Source organism: Methanoculleus chikugoensis (assembly GCF_019669965.1).
Classification (GTDB): domain Archaea; phylum Halobacteriota; class Methanomicrobia; order Methanomicrobiales; family Methanoculleaceae; genus Methanoculleus; species Methanoculleus chikugoensis.
Genome location: NZ_AP019781.1, coordinates 1,750,250 through 1,764,052 on the forward strand (window position 1 = coordinate 1,750,250; position 13,803 = coordinate 1,764,052).

General features: G+C 60.6%; 17 protein-coding genes. 9 read left to right on the forward strand and 8 right to left on the reverse strand.

What is annotated here, in order from left to right; all coding sequences use genetic code 11:
• The first annotated feature begins 57 nt into the window (after positions 1-57).
• The 4 genes from MchiMG62_RS08805 to MchiMG62_RS08820 all read left to right on the forward strand — a co-directional run bounded on the left by MchiMG62_RS08805 (position 58) and on the right by MchiMG62_RS08820 (position 2,852).
• Entirely contained in the window at positions 58-510 is a 453-nt protein-coding gene (locus MchiMG62_RS08805) for an Hsp20/alpha crystallin family protein (protein ID WP_221056635.1), read from the forward strand.
• Positions 511-956: 446 nt separating this feature from the next.
• Positions 957-2,054 (forward strand): fructose-1,6-bisphosphate aldolase/phosphatase, encoded by a 1,098-nt coding sequence (fbp, locus tag MchiMG62_RS08810; protein WP_221056636.1) that lies wholly within the window; start codon positions 957-959, stop codon positions 2,052-2,054.
• Between the two features lie 214 nt (positions 2,055-2,268).
• A complete protein-coding gene (locus tag MchiMG62_RS08815) occupies positions 2,269-2,505 on the forward strand; it encodes an LSM domain-containing protein (protein ID WP_221056637.1) in 237 nt (78 codons plus the stop codon).
• 5 nt (positions 2,506-2,510) lie between these two features.
• Entirely contained in the window at positions 2,511-2,852 is a 342-nt protein-coding gene (locus MchiMG62_RS08820) for a helix-turn-helix transcriptional regulator (protein ID WP_074369966.1), read from the forward strand.
• A gap of 227 nt (positions 2,853-3,079) precedes the next feature.
• Here MchiMG62_RS08820 and MchiMG62_RS08825 read toward each other — a convergent pair whose 3' ends face one another.
• Both MchiMG62_RS08825 and MchiMG62_RS08830 read right to left on the reverse strand, forming a co-directional pair.
• The gene (locus MchiMG62_RS08825; RefSeq protein WP_244987652.1) at positions 3,080-3,790 is read right to left on the reverse strand and encodes a PP2C family protein-serine/threonine phosphatase; all 711 of its coding nucleotides are present in this window, start codon (positions 3,788-3,790) and stop codon (positions 3,080-3,082) included.
• Positions 3,791-3,867: 77 nt separating this feature from the next.
• On the reverse strand, positions 3,868-4,806 hold the full coding sequence (locus tag MchiMG62_RS08830; RefSeq protein ID WP_221056639.1) for a radical SAM protein: 939 nt from the start codon (positions 4,804-4,806) through the stop codon (positions 3,868-3,870).
• A 273-nt stretch (positions 4,807-5,079) separates the two neighbouring features.
• Between MchiMG62_RS08830 and MchiMG62_RS08835 the strand changes: the two genes are divergently transcribed.
• The 3 genes from MchiMG62_RS08835 to MchiMG62_RS08845 are packed head-to-tail and all read left to right on the forward strand — an operon-like array spanning position 5,080 to position 7,085.
• A complete protein-coding gene (locus MchiMG62_RS08835; RefSeq protein ID WP_221056640.1) occupies positions 5,080-5,991 on the forward strand; it encodes a transglutaminase-like domain-containing protein in 912 nt (303 codons plus the stop codon).
• Complete coding sequence (locus MchiMG62_RS08840; RefSeq protein ID WP_244987653.1) at positions 5,984-6,568, forward strand: type IV pilin domain-containing protein; 585 nt, start codon at positions 5,984-5,986, stop codon at positions 6,566-6,568. The genes MchiMG62_RS08835 and MchiMG62_RS08840 overlap by 8 nt, the downstream gene beginning before the upstream one ends.
• Before the next feature lie 55 nt (positions 6,569-6,623).
• Positions 6,624-7,085 carry a universal stress protein gene (locus MchiMG62_RS08845; protein ID WP_221056642.1) on the forward strand — a complete coding sequence of 154 codons (462 nt, stop codon included), beginning with the start codon at positions 6,624-6,626 and terminating at the stop codon, positions 7,083-7,085.
• On the opposite strand, the gene MchiMG62_RS08850 is transcribed toward MchiMG62_RS08845, so the two are convergent.
• Positions 7,044-7,637: an endonuclease dU gene (locus MchiMG62_RS08850; protein WP_221056643.1), complete on the reverse strand. Its 594-nt coding sequence runs from the start codon at positions 7,635-7,637 to the stop codon at positions 7,044-7,046. The two genes, MchiMG62_RS08845 and MchiMG62_RS08850, sit on opposite strands and share 42 nt — an antisense overlap.
• Before the next feature lie 40 nt (positions 7,638-7,677).
• Here MchiMG62_RS08850 and aglJ point away from each other — a divergent pair, with 40 nt between their 5' ends.
• Positions 7,678-8,604, forward strand: a complete 927-nt coding sequence (gene aglJ / locus MchiMG62_RS08855) for an S-layer glycoprotein N-glycosyltransferase AglJ (RefSeq protein ID WP_221056644.1) — start codon at positions 7,678-7,680, stop codon at positions 8,602-8,604.
• Here aglJ and MchiMG62_RS08860 read toward each other — a convergent pair.
• The 5 genes from MchiMG62_RS08860 to MchiMG62_RS08880 form a co-directional block, all read right to left on the reverse strand.
• Positions 8,575-9,117, reverse strand: coding sequence for an aldolase (locus tag MchiMG62_RS08860; protein ID WP_221056645.1), 543 nt, complete (start codon positions 9,115-9,117; stop codon positions 8,575-8,577). The two genes, aglJ and MchiMG62_RS08860, sit on opposite strands and share 30 nt — an antisense overlap.
• A 595-nt stretch (positions 9,118-9,712) precedes the next feature.
• Positions 9,713-10,363 (reverse strand): NADPH-dependent F420 reductase, encoded by a 651-nt coding sequence (gene npdG, locus MchiMG62_RS08865; RefSeq protein ID WP_221056646.1) that lies wholly within the window; start codon positions 10,361-10,363, stop codon positions 9,713-9,715.
• Complete coding sequence (locus tag MchiMG62_RS08870; RefSeq protein WP_221056647.1) at positions 10,360-10,647, reverse strand: thioredoxin family protein; 288 nt, start codon at positions 10,645-10,647, stop codon at positions 10,360-10,362. The genes npdG and MchiMG62_RS08870 overlap by 4 nt, the downstream gene beginning before the upstream one ends.
• Positions 10,648-10,709: 62 nt before the next feature.
• On the reverse strand, positions 10,710-12,167 hold the full coding sequence (locus MchiMG62_RS08875) for a preprotein translocase subunit SecD (RefSeq protein WP_221056648.1): 1,458 nt from the start codon (positions 12,165-12,167) through the stop codon (positions 10,710-10,712).
• On the reverse strand, positions 12,164-13,018 hold the full coding sequence (locus MchiMG62_RS08880) for a protein translocase subunit SecF (protein ID WP_221056649.1): 855 nt from the start codon (positions 13,016-13,018) through the stop codon (positions 12,164-12,166). The genes MchiMG62_RS08875 and MchiMG62_RS08880 overlap by 4 nt, the downstream gene beginning before the upstream one ends.
• 470 nt (positions 13,019-13,488) lie before the next feature.
• Between MchiMG62_RS08880 and MchiMG62_RS08885 the strand changes: the two genes are divergently transcribed.
• Positions 13,489-13,803: a DUF2551 domain-containing protein gene (locus MchiMG62_RS08885; RefSeq protein WP_074369995.1), complete on the forward strand. Its 315-nt coding sequence runs from the start codon at positions 13,489-13,491 to the stop codon at positions 13,801-13,803.

Sequence of the window (13,803 nt, forward strand, 5' to 3'; positions counted from 1 at the left end):
CGCTCCCTTCGGGGGCATCCGACCCCCACCAACAGGGATAGAAACAACGTGATGCACATGAGTGACAGCCCAGCAGACATCTTCGAGCAACTCAACGAACTGATGAAACGCCTCATGGAGCAGGGGCTCAAAGAGCAGGGAGATCAGAACAGGCCGTTTGCCTACGGATTCAAGATCGTCCTTCATGAGGCCGGAAAGCCTGAGATCCCGGCAGCGGAAGCGGCCCCCGTAGCAGAGCCGAATGAACCCTCCTCCGAGGGGACCATCGAGCCGATAGCAGAGATGTATACGACCGATGACGACGTGACGGTGGCGATCGATCTCCCGGGTACCGAGAAGGAGAGTATTCACCTGTCACTCATCAACGGGACGCTGACGATCATTGCCGGCGGCAATCAGCTGACCTCGGTGGAGATGCCTGCCGTGGACGCCGACTCCATGCAGTCGAACTATAAGCACGGCGTCCTGGAAGTCAAATTTTCCCGGGGCAAGTCGATCAGGATCGACTGAAGAGCAGGGCGCCTGCCGACCCGGCTCCCCGGCAGCGCCGCAATATTTTCGCCGAGAGCGGCATCCGCCCGTGAAGGAGCCGGGCGATTGCCCTCCACGAACCGTCTTCATCTTGCCGGACCCATCTCGCGGCATCATCCCGGCACTACCTCGCCGAGAGGACGCGCGAGCGTCTCCGGGGCCGCCGGGGGCGATTCCCTGAAATGCTGCTCTCGAAAGGGCCCCTATCCTGGAACCATTCATTAAAATCGGTACAACACGTAAACTGCAGCAGGATAGCGTTTCTACCCCCTCCGGGAGCATCCAACGTAAAGGATCGCCGGGAAGGACGAACACGAAGAGAGATTGCCGTAGCCAACCCTTTTTCAAGGCAGCAACACCTACATATACAGTAATACCTATCTACTAGTCGTAGGGGCATTTGCCCGCCAGGTAGTGGTGATTACATGGTTAAAACCACCGTGTCCGTGATCAAAGCAGATGTAGGCAGTCTTCCGGGGCACTCCCGTACCCACCCGAAGCTCCTTGAAACAGCCGCCCGGATGCTCAAGGAGGCAGAAGGCAGCATCATCATCGACTCGTACGTCACCCATTGCGGCGACGACCTCGAGTTGATCATGACGCACACCAGGGGCGAGGATAACGAAGAGATCCACAAACTCGCGTGGAATGTCTTCACGGAGTGCGCCCGGATCGCCAAGGAGATGAAACTCTACGGCGCCGGTCAGGACCTGCTTGCAGATGCATTCAGCGGCAACGTCAAGGGCATGGGACCCGGGGTTGCCGAGATGGAGTTTGAAGAGCGCGGCTCAGACCCGGTCCTTGTCTTCATGGCCGACAAGACCGAACCTGGAGCGTGGAACTACTTCCTTTACCGGATCTTTGCCGATCCCTTCAGCACGTCCGGCCTCGTCATCGACCCCTCGATGCATGACGGGTTCACCTTCGAGGTCCACGACGTCATCGAGAAGCGCAAGATCCTCTTCAACACACCCGAAGAGTCCTACAGCCTTCTCGCCTACATCGGAGCGCCGAGCCGCTACGTGATCAAGTACGTATGGAAGAGGAACGGCATGATTGCAGCATCTACGAGCACCCAGCGCCTGAACCTGATGGCCGGCCGCTATGTCGGGAAGGACGACCCGGTCATGGTCATCAGGGCACAGAGCGGGTTCCCCTCGGTCGGTGAGGTCATCGACCCCTTCAGGACACCGATCCTCGTGGCCGGCTGGATGCGCGGCTCGCACCACGGGCCGTTCATGCCGGTGGGCGTCTGCGATGCAAACTGCACCGCGTTTGACGGACCGCCGCGAGTCATCTGCCTCGGCTTCCAGATCTGCAACGGGAAATTGATCGGGCCCGCAGATATGTTCGACGACCCGGCGTTCAACCGCGTCCGCGACCGGTGCTGCGAGCTCGCCGACGTGCTCAGGGCCCACGGGCCGTTTGAACCGCACCGCCTCTCGCTTGAGGAGATGGAGTACACTACCCTCCCCGGCGTCGAGAAGCAGTTCAAGGATCGCTGGGAAGACATCCCCGAGTAACTTTTTTTTGCCGGCGGTCGTCCGCGGCGCTTTAGCGGCTCCCGCAACGCTTCTTTGTCCGTATCACCGGTCGCACCTCACGGTGCCTTCCGGAACTAAACGGCCACCGGCCGGTAGCGCCACTGACGGAGCCGCACCTCCCACCGAACGCCGGAGGCGTCCGGTGGTCGGTCAACGAAAACCTTAATGCATGAACATAACCATATAAGAACAGATGGTTAACGGTATCGTACTCCCTGTTAAGAAGGTTTTTTCGTTAGTAGACTCTAAAATCACCGTTGAGATCAAGGATGACGGCAGGAAACTCCAGGGACGGCTCGTGGCGGTGGATGAACACCTGAACCTGCATATGGACGAGACCACGGAGTATACTGGAGAACAGCGGGGCCGTGCCCTCGGGACCGTCGTCATCCGCGGCAATAATATCCTGACCATTGCGCCCCTGCTCTGATAGCCATGTCCGACCAGGAGGAAGAAGCACTCAAGGTTATCCAGTCCCATCGCCAGGGAGTTCTCCAGAGCGAGCTCTGGAAACTTCTCGATATCGACAGCAGGAAGTGCTCGAGGATCGTGAAGAGGCTGCTTGATGCCGGGCTGATCGAGCGCATCGAGTTTCGCAGCGACGGCATCAAGACGTACCTGTTGCGTGCGAAGAAGCGCGCGATCGACCCCTGCGTCATCCTTGCGGGAGGTGAGGTTCTTCCCTGCATCGGCTGCGATCGGGAGTGCACCCCGGAAGAGTGCGCGCTCCTTCTCGACTGGATGTACCAACTTGCTCTTGAAGAGTATCAGGAATAAGGCCGCTCATTTTCCCTCTTGAGATCCGGTTCCCGTCGTTCCCTACTCAATGGGGGGTGACGGACCCGGCTTGTTCCCGGGATCGACCATTTTTCCTCGGGCATACCTTCATGCGGCAGACCGTGACGGCCTGCCCACCTCGTACCTCGCACCTGACGGCGTTCAAACTCCGGATGCCCTGCCCATCATTCTTTGCGCGAGGCCGTATCGCCGTCTCACCCACACCGTCACGCTCTGGCGACGATCACCGTGGTGTTGTCGGTGCTTGCCGCGTCCCTGGCGGCATCGATCAGTCTGCGGCATGCCGTGCCGGGATCGTCTTCGAGCACGATCTCCCGGATGACGCTCTCCGGGACGTGATCGTGCAGCCCGTCCGAACTGACCAGGAGAACCCCATCGGCGAGTTCCGCAAGATCGAGATCGACTTGCACCCGGGCCGAGAGGCCGAGCGCCTGGGTCAGGATGTTCTTCCGCGGGTGGAGCATCGCCCCTGCAGGGGATATGGCTCCCGATTCAACCAGATCCTGGACATAGGTCTGGTCGCGCGTATGCCAGACGGAGGCCGGCGTGACGATGTAGGTCCTGCTGTCGCCCACCGTGCCGATCCAGCATCGGCCCGACTCTGCGACGAGTGCCGCCGAGAGCGTTGTTCCTGCGTTCAGGGCGTTATCCATGTTATACGCAAAAATAGCGGCGTTGATGCGCTGGAACGCGCGTTCGAGCAGGTCGCCGGGATCGCTCTCCGGGAGTTCCCTGCCTGCAGCTTCCGCGAGGATCTCGATCGCCATCCTGCTCGCAACCTCTCCGCAGGCATGCCCCCCAAGACCGTCCGCGACGGCAAAGAGGTGATGCCCGTTCATCCGGCCGGCGAAGTACGCGTCCTCGTTCTGCTCCCGCTTCCCGGTATCGGTCAGGGCCGCGTACCGGAGCCCTGCCACTCTTCTCACCTGCACTCCAGAGTCAACTCTGCGTCCGAGCGGATAGTCTTTTGGTGGCGGCATCTCCCGTTCGCCTCTCACGGGAATCCCCGGGTAAGGCCGTTTTCCTTTGCGCAACGGACGGCATATGCATACTCCCGTGCCGTTATCGGGCGCTGCAGCGCCGCAAGCACCGGGCTCCTCCCCCCTTCGGACGCTCTCCAGGCCGGGTGGTACTGGGCCATGACGTTCACGTAAGAGTCGCGCGATATCTCCTCTGCGATGAACTTCATCACCATCTCGCTGTTCGCAAGGTTCCCGGGGAGCACCAGGTGCCTGATGATCATGCCCCGCACCGCAATACCGTCCCTGATCTCAAGGTCGCCGACCTGCCGGTGCATCTCTTTTACTGCAGCCTGCATGCGGCCGGTGTAACCGGGGGCGTGGGAGAGTTCCAGCGCCACGTCGTCGCGCCCATACTTCGCGTCCGGCATGTAGATGTCGATGACGCCGTCGAGGAGCCGCAGGGTCTCCACGGAGTCGTAGCCGCCGCTGTTGTAGACCAACGGGACAGTAAGGCCCTGAGAGGCGGCAAGGGCGACCGCTCGGAGGATCTGGGGAACGACATGCGAGGGAGAGACGAAGTTGATGTTGTGGCACCCGCGTTCCTGCAGGCGGAGCATGATCCCGGCAAGGTCTTCGCACGAGACCGCGTAGCCGACCCCGCACTGGCTGATCTCGTAGTTCTGGCAGAATTCACACCGCATGTTGCAGCCCGCGAAGAATATCGTTCCCGAACCGTTCCTCCCGACAAGCGGAGGCTCTTCGCCGAAATGCGAGCTGTAACTCGAGACCCTGGGCAGGAGGCCGGTCCGGCAGAACCCTTCCTCGTCCTCAATACGGTTCACGCGGCACTCCTGGGGGCAGACGACGCAGTTGCGGAGCACCTCGTGCGCTCGTCGTGCCCGCTCCTCCAGTTCGCCGCTCCGGGATAGGCGCACGTATCCGGGTAGTTGTGTTCGTTCTGCTTCGGCCATGATCCTCCCTGGGTGCCGAGGAGAAGAAAGTTTGTCCTCCCGGTGCTTGCCGATCTGGAGGGGAGTTTCCGCCGGGCCGGGAGAGAACGCTGGAGCCGCCAATCACCGGGATCCGGTTTCCCCGGCATTCCGGATGTTTTGTTATATCTGCCTTCTCTCATGAGGCACAAGTCTTATACCTCTGTTTTCACCGTTCACTATCTCCGGCCCTCGCTCCTCCGCGTCGAATAATTTTGAAAATATTTATCTATCGGGTAACGGATCTATCATCGTATGACCGGCGACCCTTACCATCCACGCAGATTCCCCATCAAGGCCGTGATCGTCATTCTTGTCGTCATCGGCATAGCCGCCATCTGGGGCGGGCAGATCGCCTCGTCGGTAGGAACGGCGGTCACCGGGACGCTTGAAGCGTCCGGCCTCAGTTCACCGGAGGTCTCCAACGAGACCCTTGAGACCGGACCGAAGACCATCAATCTCGCATATGTTCTCCGCGGTAAACCAGGCTCGATCCGGTTCGACGCCTACCGGGGCGTCAACGACTATCTGTCTACGAAGTATCCTGCCTCATTCCGCGATGACCGCGACTACTGGCTCCAGTTTGTCGATGAGAGCATCCAGGATCGGTACCTGAAGCAGCTGGCCGGCAACATCCGCGCCGCCGAACCTGAACCCGACAACCAGGTGCGCGCCGCGATCAGCATGGTGCAGCAGATCCCCTACGCCGATTACTCGTTCGATACGGCGGCCAAGTACCCGTATCACGTGCTCTACCACAAGGACGGGGACTGCGACGAGAAGTCGCTCCTGCTCGCCTATCTCCTCCGGGAGATGGGCTACGGCGTCGCGCTCTTCGAGTTCGAACAGGAGAGCCATATGGCCGTGGGCATCAAGGCTCCCGACCGGTACTGCTACCGGGACACGGGATACGCGTTCATCGAGACCACGGTGCCGTCCATTCCGACCGATGCCGGAGGAGAATACGGGGATGACGGAATAAAGATGACGTCGAAACCGAAGGTCTTCGTCATAGCAGAGGGAGATTCCTTCGAAGGCATCTGGCGGGAGCACGCCGATGCCGTCGAGTGGAACAAGATACGCGGCATGGGGCCCAAACTGGACTCCTACAACTACGGACGTTACCGGAACCTGGCGCAGACGTACGGGATGGACTACGGTGGTTAAAACCCAATCGTCCGGTGCGGCACGGAGGGGAGAGCATCCCTCCGGCCCACCGGCAACCCCGGTGAGGCGGACCATCAAGGGCGAGACCGCTCTTTCGGATACGCACGGCGTATTCCTGATGGTTGCGATCACCGTCATCCTCGCCGCAATTGTTCTGCTGATGCTGCTTTCAATGCTCCCCGCCGGATCCTTGGCCGAACCGCAGCCGCCGATCATCATCACCGAGATCTCCCACGTCAACGCAGGTGCCGGAGCACTGACGTATGCGAGCAGGGTCACCCTCAAGAACAACAGTAGCACGACATACGAGAACGACTGCCTGAGGGCGGTCTTCTACGTGAACGGCTACAAGGCCTGCATCGTCCAGACCTTAAACGGCCATCTCCTCATCCCGTCGCATCACTACGGGGTGAAGACCCTCGGCGGCGAGGGATGCCGCGACCGCTTCTGGAACCCGGGCGAGGAGATGACGGCGGATCTCACCGACGGAACCTTCTACCCGGGCGCAGAGGTCACTCTGAAGATAGTGGATAAACGCAACGGGAGGGTAATCTCGAAACACACGGTGAGAGCATGAGAGGGACTGGCGTCAAAGCGCACGTTTTTGTACCCGAACACTTCTAGAGACTGGCATGTTCAGATCAATTCTCGTGGCGGTCGACGGATCGGCGATCGGCCACCGGGCGCTCGAAGAGGCCCTTGCCGTCGCCCGTGCCATGGGGGTCCCCGTGCATGCCGTACACGTCGTCCAGACCGCCACATATCCCTCGCTGACCCTCAACGAACTCGAACCCCCCACTATCGCCCAGCAGGCGCTTTTCGACGCGCTCGACCGGGAGGCCGACGAGATCCTCGCCGACGCCGAAGAGAAGGGAGCCGCCGCCGGTGTCCCGCTCACCGCCCACAAACGCCAGGGACATCCGGGAGCGGAGATCATCGCGCTGGCTCGGGAACTCGGCGCAGGCCTGACCGTGGTCGGGTCGCACGGCAAGGGCCGGCTCGGCCGCTTCTTTCTCGGGAGCACTAGTTCCTACGTCGTCGACCACGCGGCGTCAACGGTCATGGTCGTCAGGGGCGAACCCGACGCCTCCTGACGACCGGACGACGCCGCGGGCGACGATCCGCGCCACCCGGATGGGTTCGGGCACCCTTCCTTCGAACGTGAAGTCGTTGCAGAGCCTTGCGGCGTCCTCCGGGGAGATGCCGCATGAGCGGACAAAAAGCGTATACCCCGAACGCAGCCGGACGGGAACCCGGTCGCCGAGCCGCCGGTATGCCGCGAGCCTCTCAACGTCGCCCGGGAAGTGGCGCCGGATATCCTCGTCGAGCCCCTCCGACTCCTCGTAGGTGACGACGACAACAGGAAGACCGGTCGCCTGATGCACCGCCGCCGGGTCAATGATGTTGTACCAGGCGATGACACTCCCGCCGATCATCAGGATGTTAATGTCCCGGCGGGCGAGACGGGTGTAGAGCCGGACGACCGCATCGGTGGCATCCGATCCGCCGACGGTCACCCGGGCGAAGGCTGCTCCGTCGATCCGGAGGTCCTTTCGCATGACGACGCCGGCAAGGGTGGACCGCTCCCGCCCCGAATAACTCTCGGCGATGCCGAGCGCCCGGAGCCCCGATTTGGCTACGTGCATGCGAAGTCCTTATGTTGCTAAATCGGATATAAGTACACCGATGAACGTCGAGCGAGACGAGGTCTGTATCTTCATCCCCACACTGAACGAAGCCCCGACGATCGGCGAGTTGATTGAGGGGTTCCGGGAGCGCGGTTTTTCCAGCATCCTCGTCATGGACGGGAACAGCACTGACGGAACGCCGGATATTGCCCGGGCCGCGGGAGCGACAGTCCGGACGCAGGCGGGAAAGGGGAAGGGCAACGCCATCATCGAGGCCGTGGAGATGATCGACAAGCCCTACGTGCTGATGCTCGACGGCGACGGCACCTACCTGCCGGACGACGCAGAGAAGATGCTCGAACCCCTCGGCCGCGGATTCGATCACGTCATCGGAAACCGTCTCGTCAATCCCGAGGCGGGAGCGTTCACGTGGTTAAACCTCCTCGGCAACCAGATCCTCAACACGCTGTTCCGGATAGCGCACGGAAAAGACCTCAGCGATATCCTCTCCGGCTACCGCGCCTTTACCCTTCACTCGATCCGGCAGATGACGCTTAAAGAGGCAGGGTTCGAGATCGAGACGGAGATGGCCGTCGAGGCGGTGAGGAACGGGCAACGGGTTACGGTCGTCCCGGTCCGGTATCTCTCGCGGCCCGGCACCGTCACGAAACTGAACCCATTTCAGGACGGCCTGCGGATCTTCTCGACGATATACCGGCTCGCGAAGATGAACAACCCGATCTTCTACTTCGGGATCATCGGCCTCTTCATATCGCTTGCGGGGGGCGTCATCGGCGTCTATGTCGTTCTCGAGTGGCTCAAGAACATCGAGCACCTCCCGCTCACCATCCTCACGGTCCTTCTGATCACGATAGGCTTTCAGATCTTCATGTTCGGCGTGATCAGCGACATGCTGCTCGGGTTTCACCGCGAGACAACCCGCCAGATCGAGCAGTTACAGAACTCCCCGAAGCCTCCCCGATAAGAAGAGGATTCGGCAGGCGTACTCGGCGATCGAGGTGTAGATATACGCCTCGTCGAGCGTTTTTCCGGCTGCAAACGTCCCGTGCCCCCGGACGATGACGATATGACCGTCCCGGAGCGCCCCGGCAACGTTCTCTGCGATCTCGTCGGTTCCAGGGTTCCCGGTGACGACCGGGATCTCAGGGCAGAGCATCCCTCCCTCGCTGTCGGCCGGCCGAACGAGGTCGGCATCGAGCGAAGCGGCGACGGCGTGAACCGGGTGGGCGTGGACGATCGCGGAGTGCGGCGTCTCCCGGTAGACCGCGCGGTGAACCCGGTACTCGCTCGAGGCCTCGCGCGGGGCGTCGCCCGCATCCGGCACAAAGACAGGCATCTCTCCCGCGTCGAGGTACGCGCCGGTCCGGGTGATGGTAAAGCCGCCCTGTCCCCGCACGCTCATGTTCCCGAAATTCGCTCCGACGAGCCCTTCCATAACGAGCCTCTTTCCAATCCGTTCGAACTCCCGATCCAGCATTTAGAGCACCCTGATCTTCGTACAGGATGGTTTGGCGTACAACGGGATATGTGCATGCCGCCTGGGGTACGGGGGCGGGGGGTCGGGTGTGCTGCAGGGAATGCTCGTAGTGTGGCGGGAGAGCCGGGGTTGAGGCAAGAGACATCAAATGCCTGATGGGTGTTATCCTTGCAAGCCCGGTCCACTGGACCGTGGGAATATCGCCATAGACTGCCCCCGCCCCTCTGGGGGCGGGGAACGACTGCTGGAACAGGAGGAGTTTGAGCACCGCAGGTGCGGAGGAGGAGGCTGGAGGCCGGGCGGGGTGCGACGGACGGGACGTCCGGAGCTTGAGAAGACCGGAGGTCTTCGAGTGGGGGCTACAGGAATCCCTTCGTATGTGGAGACAGGGGAGGGGGCAAGCCCCCTCCCCGTCAGCCCTTCCCCCAATGGCGATATCCCCTCGGAATCCGTGCACGAATATTCAACACTCTATGAGGATTCTGAGTTTGAGAATAATGGAGAGTTTTGATGTGCGAACAATAGTTATGCCCTTTCATGCAAAATAGGTTCACACAGTCGGGTTCTCACCCCTCTTCAGCCAAAAGAAAGAAAATTATACAAACTTCACGCCGACATCCCGCATCTTATTGAATCGGGCGATGTTGAGGAGGAGGGGCGTCACGCTCTCGACGATGGATGCAGCCGCAAGCGGTCCCGCGTCATAAGCGCGGAGGCGTGAGACATTGTTGACGACCTCCATCACTTTCTGCTTCGCCCCGTCGTCGTCACAGCAGACGGCGACCGAATAGTCCAGTTCCTCGTCGAGCATCTTCCACTTGTTCGCGGCGATGTTGTTGAACGCGGCACAGACGGTCGCGCTTTCGGGGAGCATCCCCTTGATCATCATCGCCGCCGAGCCCTCCGGCGGGGGGGCGTAGGTGAAGTAAGTCGTGCGCTCGATCGGGTTGACAGGGGTGACGACAATCTTCTCCTCGAACCCGGTCAGGGTGTTCAGGGTGGGAGTCACGTGCTTGAAGGGTATCGCGAGGACAACGATATCCGCCTCGTCGACCGCGCGCTGGTTGGTGACGCCCATGAGGCTGCACTCCATTCCCTGCACCTGCAGGGTCTCCCGGCAGGTATCGCAGGTCGCGACCGCCTTTACCTCCTCGCGCGATCCCACGATCACATCGTACTTCGGCGAGAGCCGGAGCGCCATGCCTTCCCCGATGTCGCCGGTTCCCCCAACGATCCCGATCTTCACTGCTCCACCAGCGGTTTTAAGATACTTTCGAGTGTGCCGAGGTCCTGGACGCCCACCAACTTCCGGACGAGATTCCCGTCTTTCTCGATGACAAGCGTCGGTACGAACTGGATGTCGTATTTGGCGGCATACTGCCGTGTCTGTTCGGAATCGATACCGACGTCGATCTTTCGGATGTCGACCCGGTCGCCCATCTTTGCTTTGAGCTCGTCGATGATCGGTGACTGCTGGTGGCACGGACCGCACCACTCGGCAAAAAAGTCCATTAAAACCGGTTTTCCCATAAGACTGTACCCCGTTCAAACATTGTGTGTGAACGGGGCAATAAAGGTTATTGGTAGGGGTGTTATTTCGAGAGGATCGCCATGATAATCTTCCCATACGCTGGCCGTGTCACGAGAATGCCGATCAGGACGCCAAGTATGGTGACGATGGCGAAGCCCCGGAGGGTGGAGAGATCCATCAGCGCCAGCGGGAGCATGGCGATGACGACCGTCGCGGCGGCAACGGCGATGATACCGAGCGCCCGTCCGTAGCGTTTCATGTAAAGGTTCCGCGACGGAACACGCCCTTCGTGGAGAACCTCATCGGTGATGATGACGAGCTGGTCGATGCCGGTACCCACCACCGCTATCAGACCGGCGATGGTGGCGAGGTCGAGCTGGATGATGAACCGGGCGATTCCGAGCAGGATGATGATCTCCGCAAGGTTGGTCGCGACCATCGGGAGAACGATCGCAGGTTCACGGTAGCGGTAGTAGACGACGATTCCCACCGTGAGCAGTGCGAGCAGCCCGGCAAGGGCGACCGTCATCTTGAACTGCTCGCCGAGCGCCGCGGGAACGGAGCCGGAGCCGACGATATCCACCTTCACCGGCAGTGCGCCGGCCCGCAGGTGGATCTGGAGCGCCATCGCATCCTCAAGCCCGGCGTCGCCGGTGCCGGTGCTCGCGGAGAGCGACCTGACCGGGCCCGTCCGGAGTTGTCCCGCAAGTTCTCCGGAGAGGGGGGCGCTGTAGACGGTCTCGTTATCGAGGATCATCACGAGGTTGTGAGCGTCCGGATTGTTGACCGCTCCGGATTCGATGGCAGCCTTCCGGAAGGCCTCCGCACCCGCATCGGTGAGCGAGAACGCGACGCCCCAGCGGCCATCGTAGTCCTTCTGCGGCACGCCGACGCTGGTGATCTGGTCGCCGTAGAGGACGTGCTCGGACTCGTTCCCGGTGGTCTGGACCCGTATCTCAAAGAGGCCCTGGGTGCCGACAATCTCCTGTGCCGTCGCCATATCCACGCCGGCGAGCTCTATCCGCACGTACTGCGGGTACTCACTCCCCGTCGGGGTGAGCAGATTGATCCTCGCATCCTGCATCCCGAGGGCGTTCACCTTCTCGTTCAGGATCCGTTTCACCTCGTCTGCGGTGAACGGTGATACGCCCTTCTGGTAGGTGACGATCGAGGCGCCCGATTCCGCGAAGATCGGTTCGAGGTCGGCACGGGTGACGCTCTTTCGGATCTCGAGGTGGTTCGCGTCGATCTGGACGACCTCCGTCTTAAGGTCTGTACGCAGGTTCTCAATGAGGTCGCCGGCTGACCCGTCAGTCGAGTAGGCCACGACCACTGACTGGAACTCCATCTGCAGCCATGAGCCGCCCTGGAGATCGAGGCCGAACTGAAGGTTCCCTTCAAGCCCTTTCTCCGGGTTCGGGGGGGCGAGGTAGATGCTGACGAGGGAGCCGACGACCAGCAGGAGCAGCAGGGCGACCCGCCAGTCTTTAATAAGGGTCTTGATGGTTTCGCCATTCATCTCTTATTCCCCCGGAGGATGTACTCTTTCAGAATTCCGGCGTTCAGCATCCAGGTGTTCATTATGTCCACAAAGAGCCCGATGAGAAGGACGCTCGCGATCTCGCTGATGATCTGGATATGTCCCGCCGTGGCGACGACCCACATCGCGGCGATGGCCGCAAGCGTCGTGGTCGTCATGATGATCCCGGTCCTGAACGCACCGAAGAGTTTTTCTTCGAGTTTCCCCTTCCGCTTCAGGAGGCGCGTCGTCAGCAGGATGTCGCTATCGACGGAGTAACCGATAAGCATCAGCAGGGCCGCCGTTGTCCCGAGGGAGAGCGGGATGCCGATGATCTGCATGACCCCGGCGGTGATGACGATGTCGGCGAAGGCCGCGAGGACGACCGCACCCGCCGGCACCACGCTACGGAACGCGATAAGTACCACGACGGCCATGCCGATGAACGAGAAGATCATGGCGAGAAAGGCCTGACTCTGGAGCGTCTTGCCAAATGTCTCGCCGATCTGGTCTACCTTTGCATCGGGATACCTCTCGTTGATGAGCGCGGTGAGGCTCTGGAATTGGGCATCGTCCATCGGGCCGAACTGGATGTATTTCCCGTTCCCGACACCCTCACCTACCGATAGGAGCGGATACCCGGCGAACGTTGCCTCGATCGTCTCTCTGCTGTCGGATGTGAAGACCGTGACCGCCGTTCCTCCCGCAAAGTCGATGCCCGGTGTCAGGGGCAGGCCGGTGGTGAGCATGGTGTAGCCAAGCACGACCCCGGCAAGGAGGAGGAGGAGGAGGGGCAACGCTACCATCTGCCGCGGAGAGTATTTGTTGATGTCATATCCGGAAAATTCCATGCTGTATAACAGTACGAGTGTGATAGGTTAAAGGGTTACTCCATGGATATACGGTGGAACCCGAAATTCGCCCGAATATTACTGAAATACACGGCAGGGATGGATTCCCGGCCGGGCACCGCAGGGGGTCCTTTATCCGGGGCGTTCCCTCACGCGGTATCGCTCCGCGCATGCCCGCACCCCCGGTCGCACCGGCGGTGTTCACGCTTCGGGCGTCTCGTCCACCTCCGGACGAAGGGAGTGCGGCATATGCGCGCCGTGGAGGCGGGCGGGGAACGGCGGCGCCGTTTAATCGCGGTTATTTCCCATTAAAAGCATATCAAACCAATAATGCCCGAGATCGCGGGAAACGGAGCCACGAGAAACGACATGGCATCATTTCGTCAGACAATTGTCGTCCTCCTGGCAGAATACCCGATTTAACGAATGAAAAGAAAAGATATATATAAAATACCGAATCACAAGCACATATGAGATCGCCCGGTGAGCTCAAAAAAGAGATAGAATCTCGACTCAAAGGTTATCTCTCACGTGACCGGGATGGAATCCGGCATGAGCTGCTCAACCTCTTCGTCAAAGTAAAATCTCTCACCATACCCCAGATCTACGAGAAATTGCAGGAGCGGTTCTCGGTCAGTTACCACTCCATTGCGTCGATGGTAGGCATCATCGCATCCCGTATCGGCATCCTGCATGTGAGGCGGAACGCGGAGGGGACGAACTCCATCTACGAGTTGAAGGATCAGTACGTGGACGTGGTGGCGAATATCCTCGTGGCGACATAG

Bases quoted from the DNA above. Each gene is read 5' to 3' on its own strand.
- MchiMG62_RS08820 (WP_074369966.1), top strand. From the start codon at position 2,511: ATGTCCGACCAGGAGGAAGAAGCACTCAAGGTTATCCAGTCCCATCGC.
- MchiMG62_RS08835 (WP_221056640.1), top strand. From the start codon at position 5,080: ATGACCGGCGACCCTTACCATCCACGCAGATTCCCCATCAAGGCCGTG.
- MchiMG62_RS08880 (WP_221056649.1), bottom strand. From the start codon at position 13,018: ATGGAATTTTCCGGATATGACATCAACAAATACTCTCCGCGGCAGATG.
- MchiMG62_RS08845 (WP_221056642.1), top strand. From the start codon at position 6,624: ATGTTCAGATCAATTCTCGTGGCGGTCGACGGATCGGCGATCGGCCAC.
- aglJ (WP_221056644.1), top strand. From the start codon at position 7,678: ATGAACGTCGAGCGAGACGAGGTCTGTATCTTCATCCCCACACTGAAC.
- MchiMG62_RS08875 (WP_221056648.1), bottom strand. From the start codon at position 12,167: ATGAATGGCGAAACCATCAAGACCCTTATTAAAGACTGGCGGGTCGCC.
- MchiMG62_RS08805 (WP_221056635.1), top strand. From the start codon at position 58: ATGAGTGACAGCCCAGCAGACATCTTCGAGCAACTCAACGAACTGATG.
- MchiMG62_RS08860 (WP_221056645.1), bottom strand. From the start codon at position 9,117: ATGCTGGATCGGGAGTTCGAACGGATTGGAAAGAGGCTCGTTATGGAA.
- MchiMG62_RS08885 (WP_074369995.1), top strand. From the start codon at position 13,489: ATGAGATCGCCCGGTGAGCTCAAAAAAGAGATAGAATCTCGACTCAAA.
- MchiMG62_RS08830 (WP_221056639.1), bottom strand. From the start codon at position 4,806: ATGGCCGAAGCAGAACGAACACAACTACCCGGATACGTGCGCCTATCC.
- MchiMG62_RS08870 (WP_221056647.1), bottom strand. From the start codon at position 10,647: ATGGGAAAACCGGTTTTAATGGACTTTTTTGCCGAGTGGTGCGGTCCG.
- MchiMG62_RS08815 (WP_221056637.1), top strand. From the start codon at position 2,269: ATGGTTAACGGTATCGTACTCCCTGTTAAGAAGGTTTTTTCGTTAGTA.
- fbp (WP_221056636.1), top strand. From the start codon at position 957: ATGGTTAAAACCACCGTGTCCGTGATCAAAGCAGATGTAGGCAGTCTT.
- MchiMG62_RS08850 (WP_221056643.1), bottom strand. From the start codon at position 7,637: ATGCACGTAGCCAAATCGGGGCTCCGGGCGCTCGGCATCGCCGAGAGT.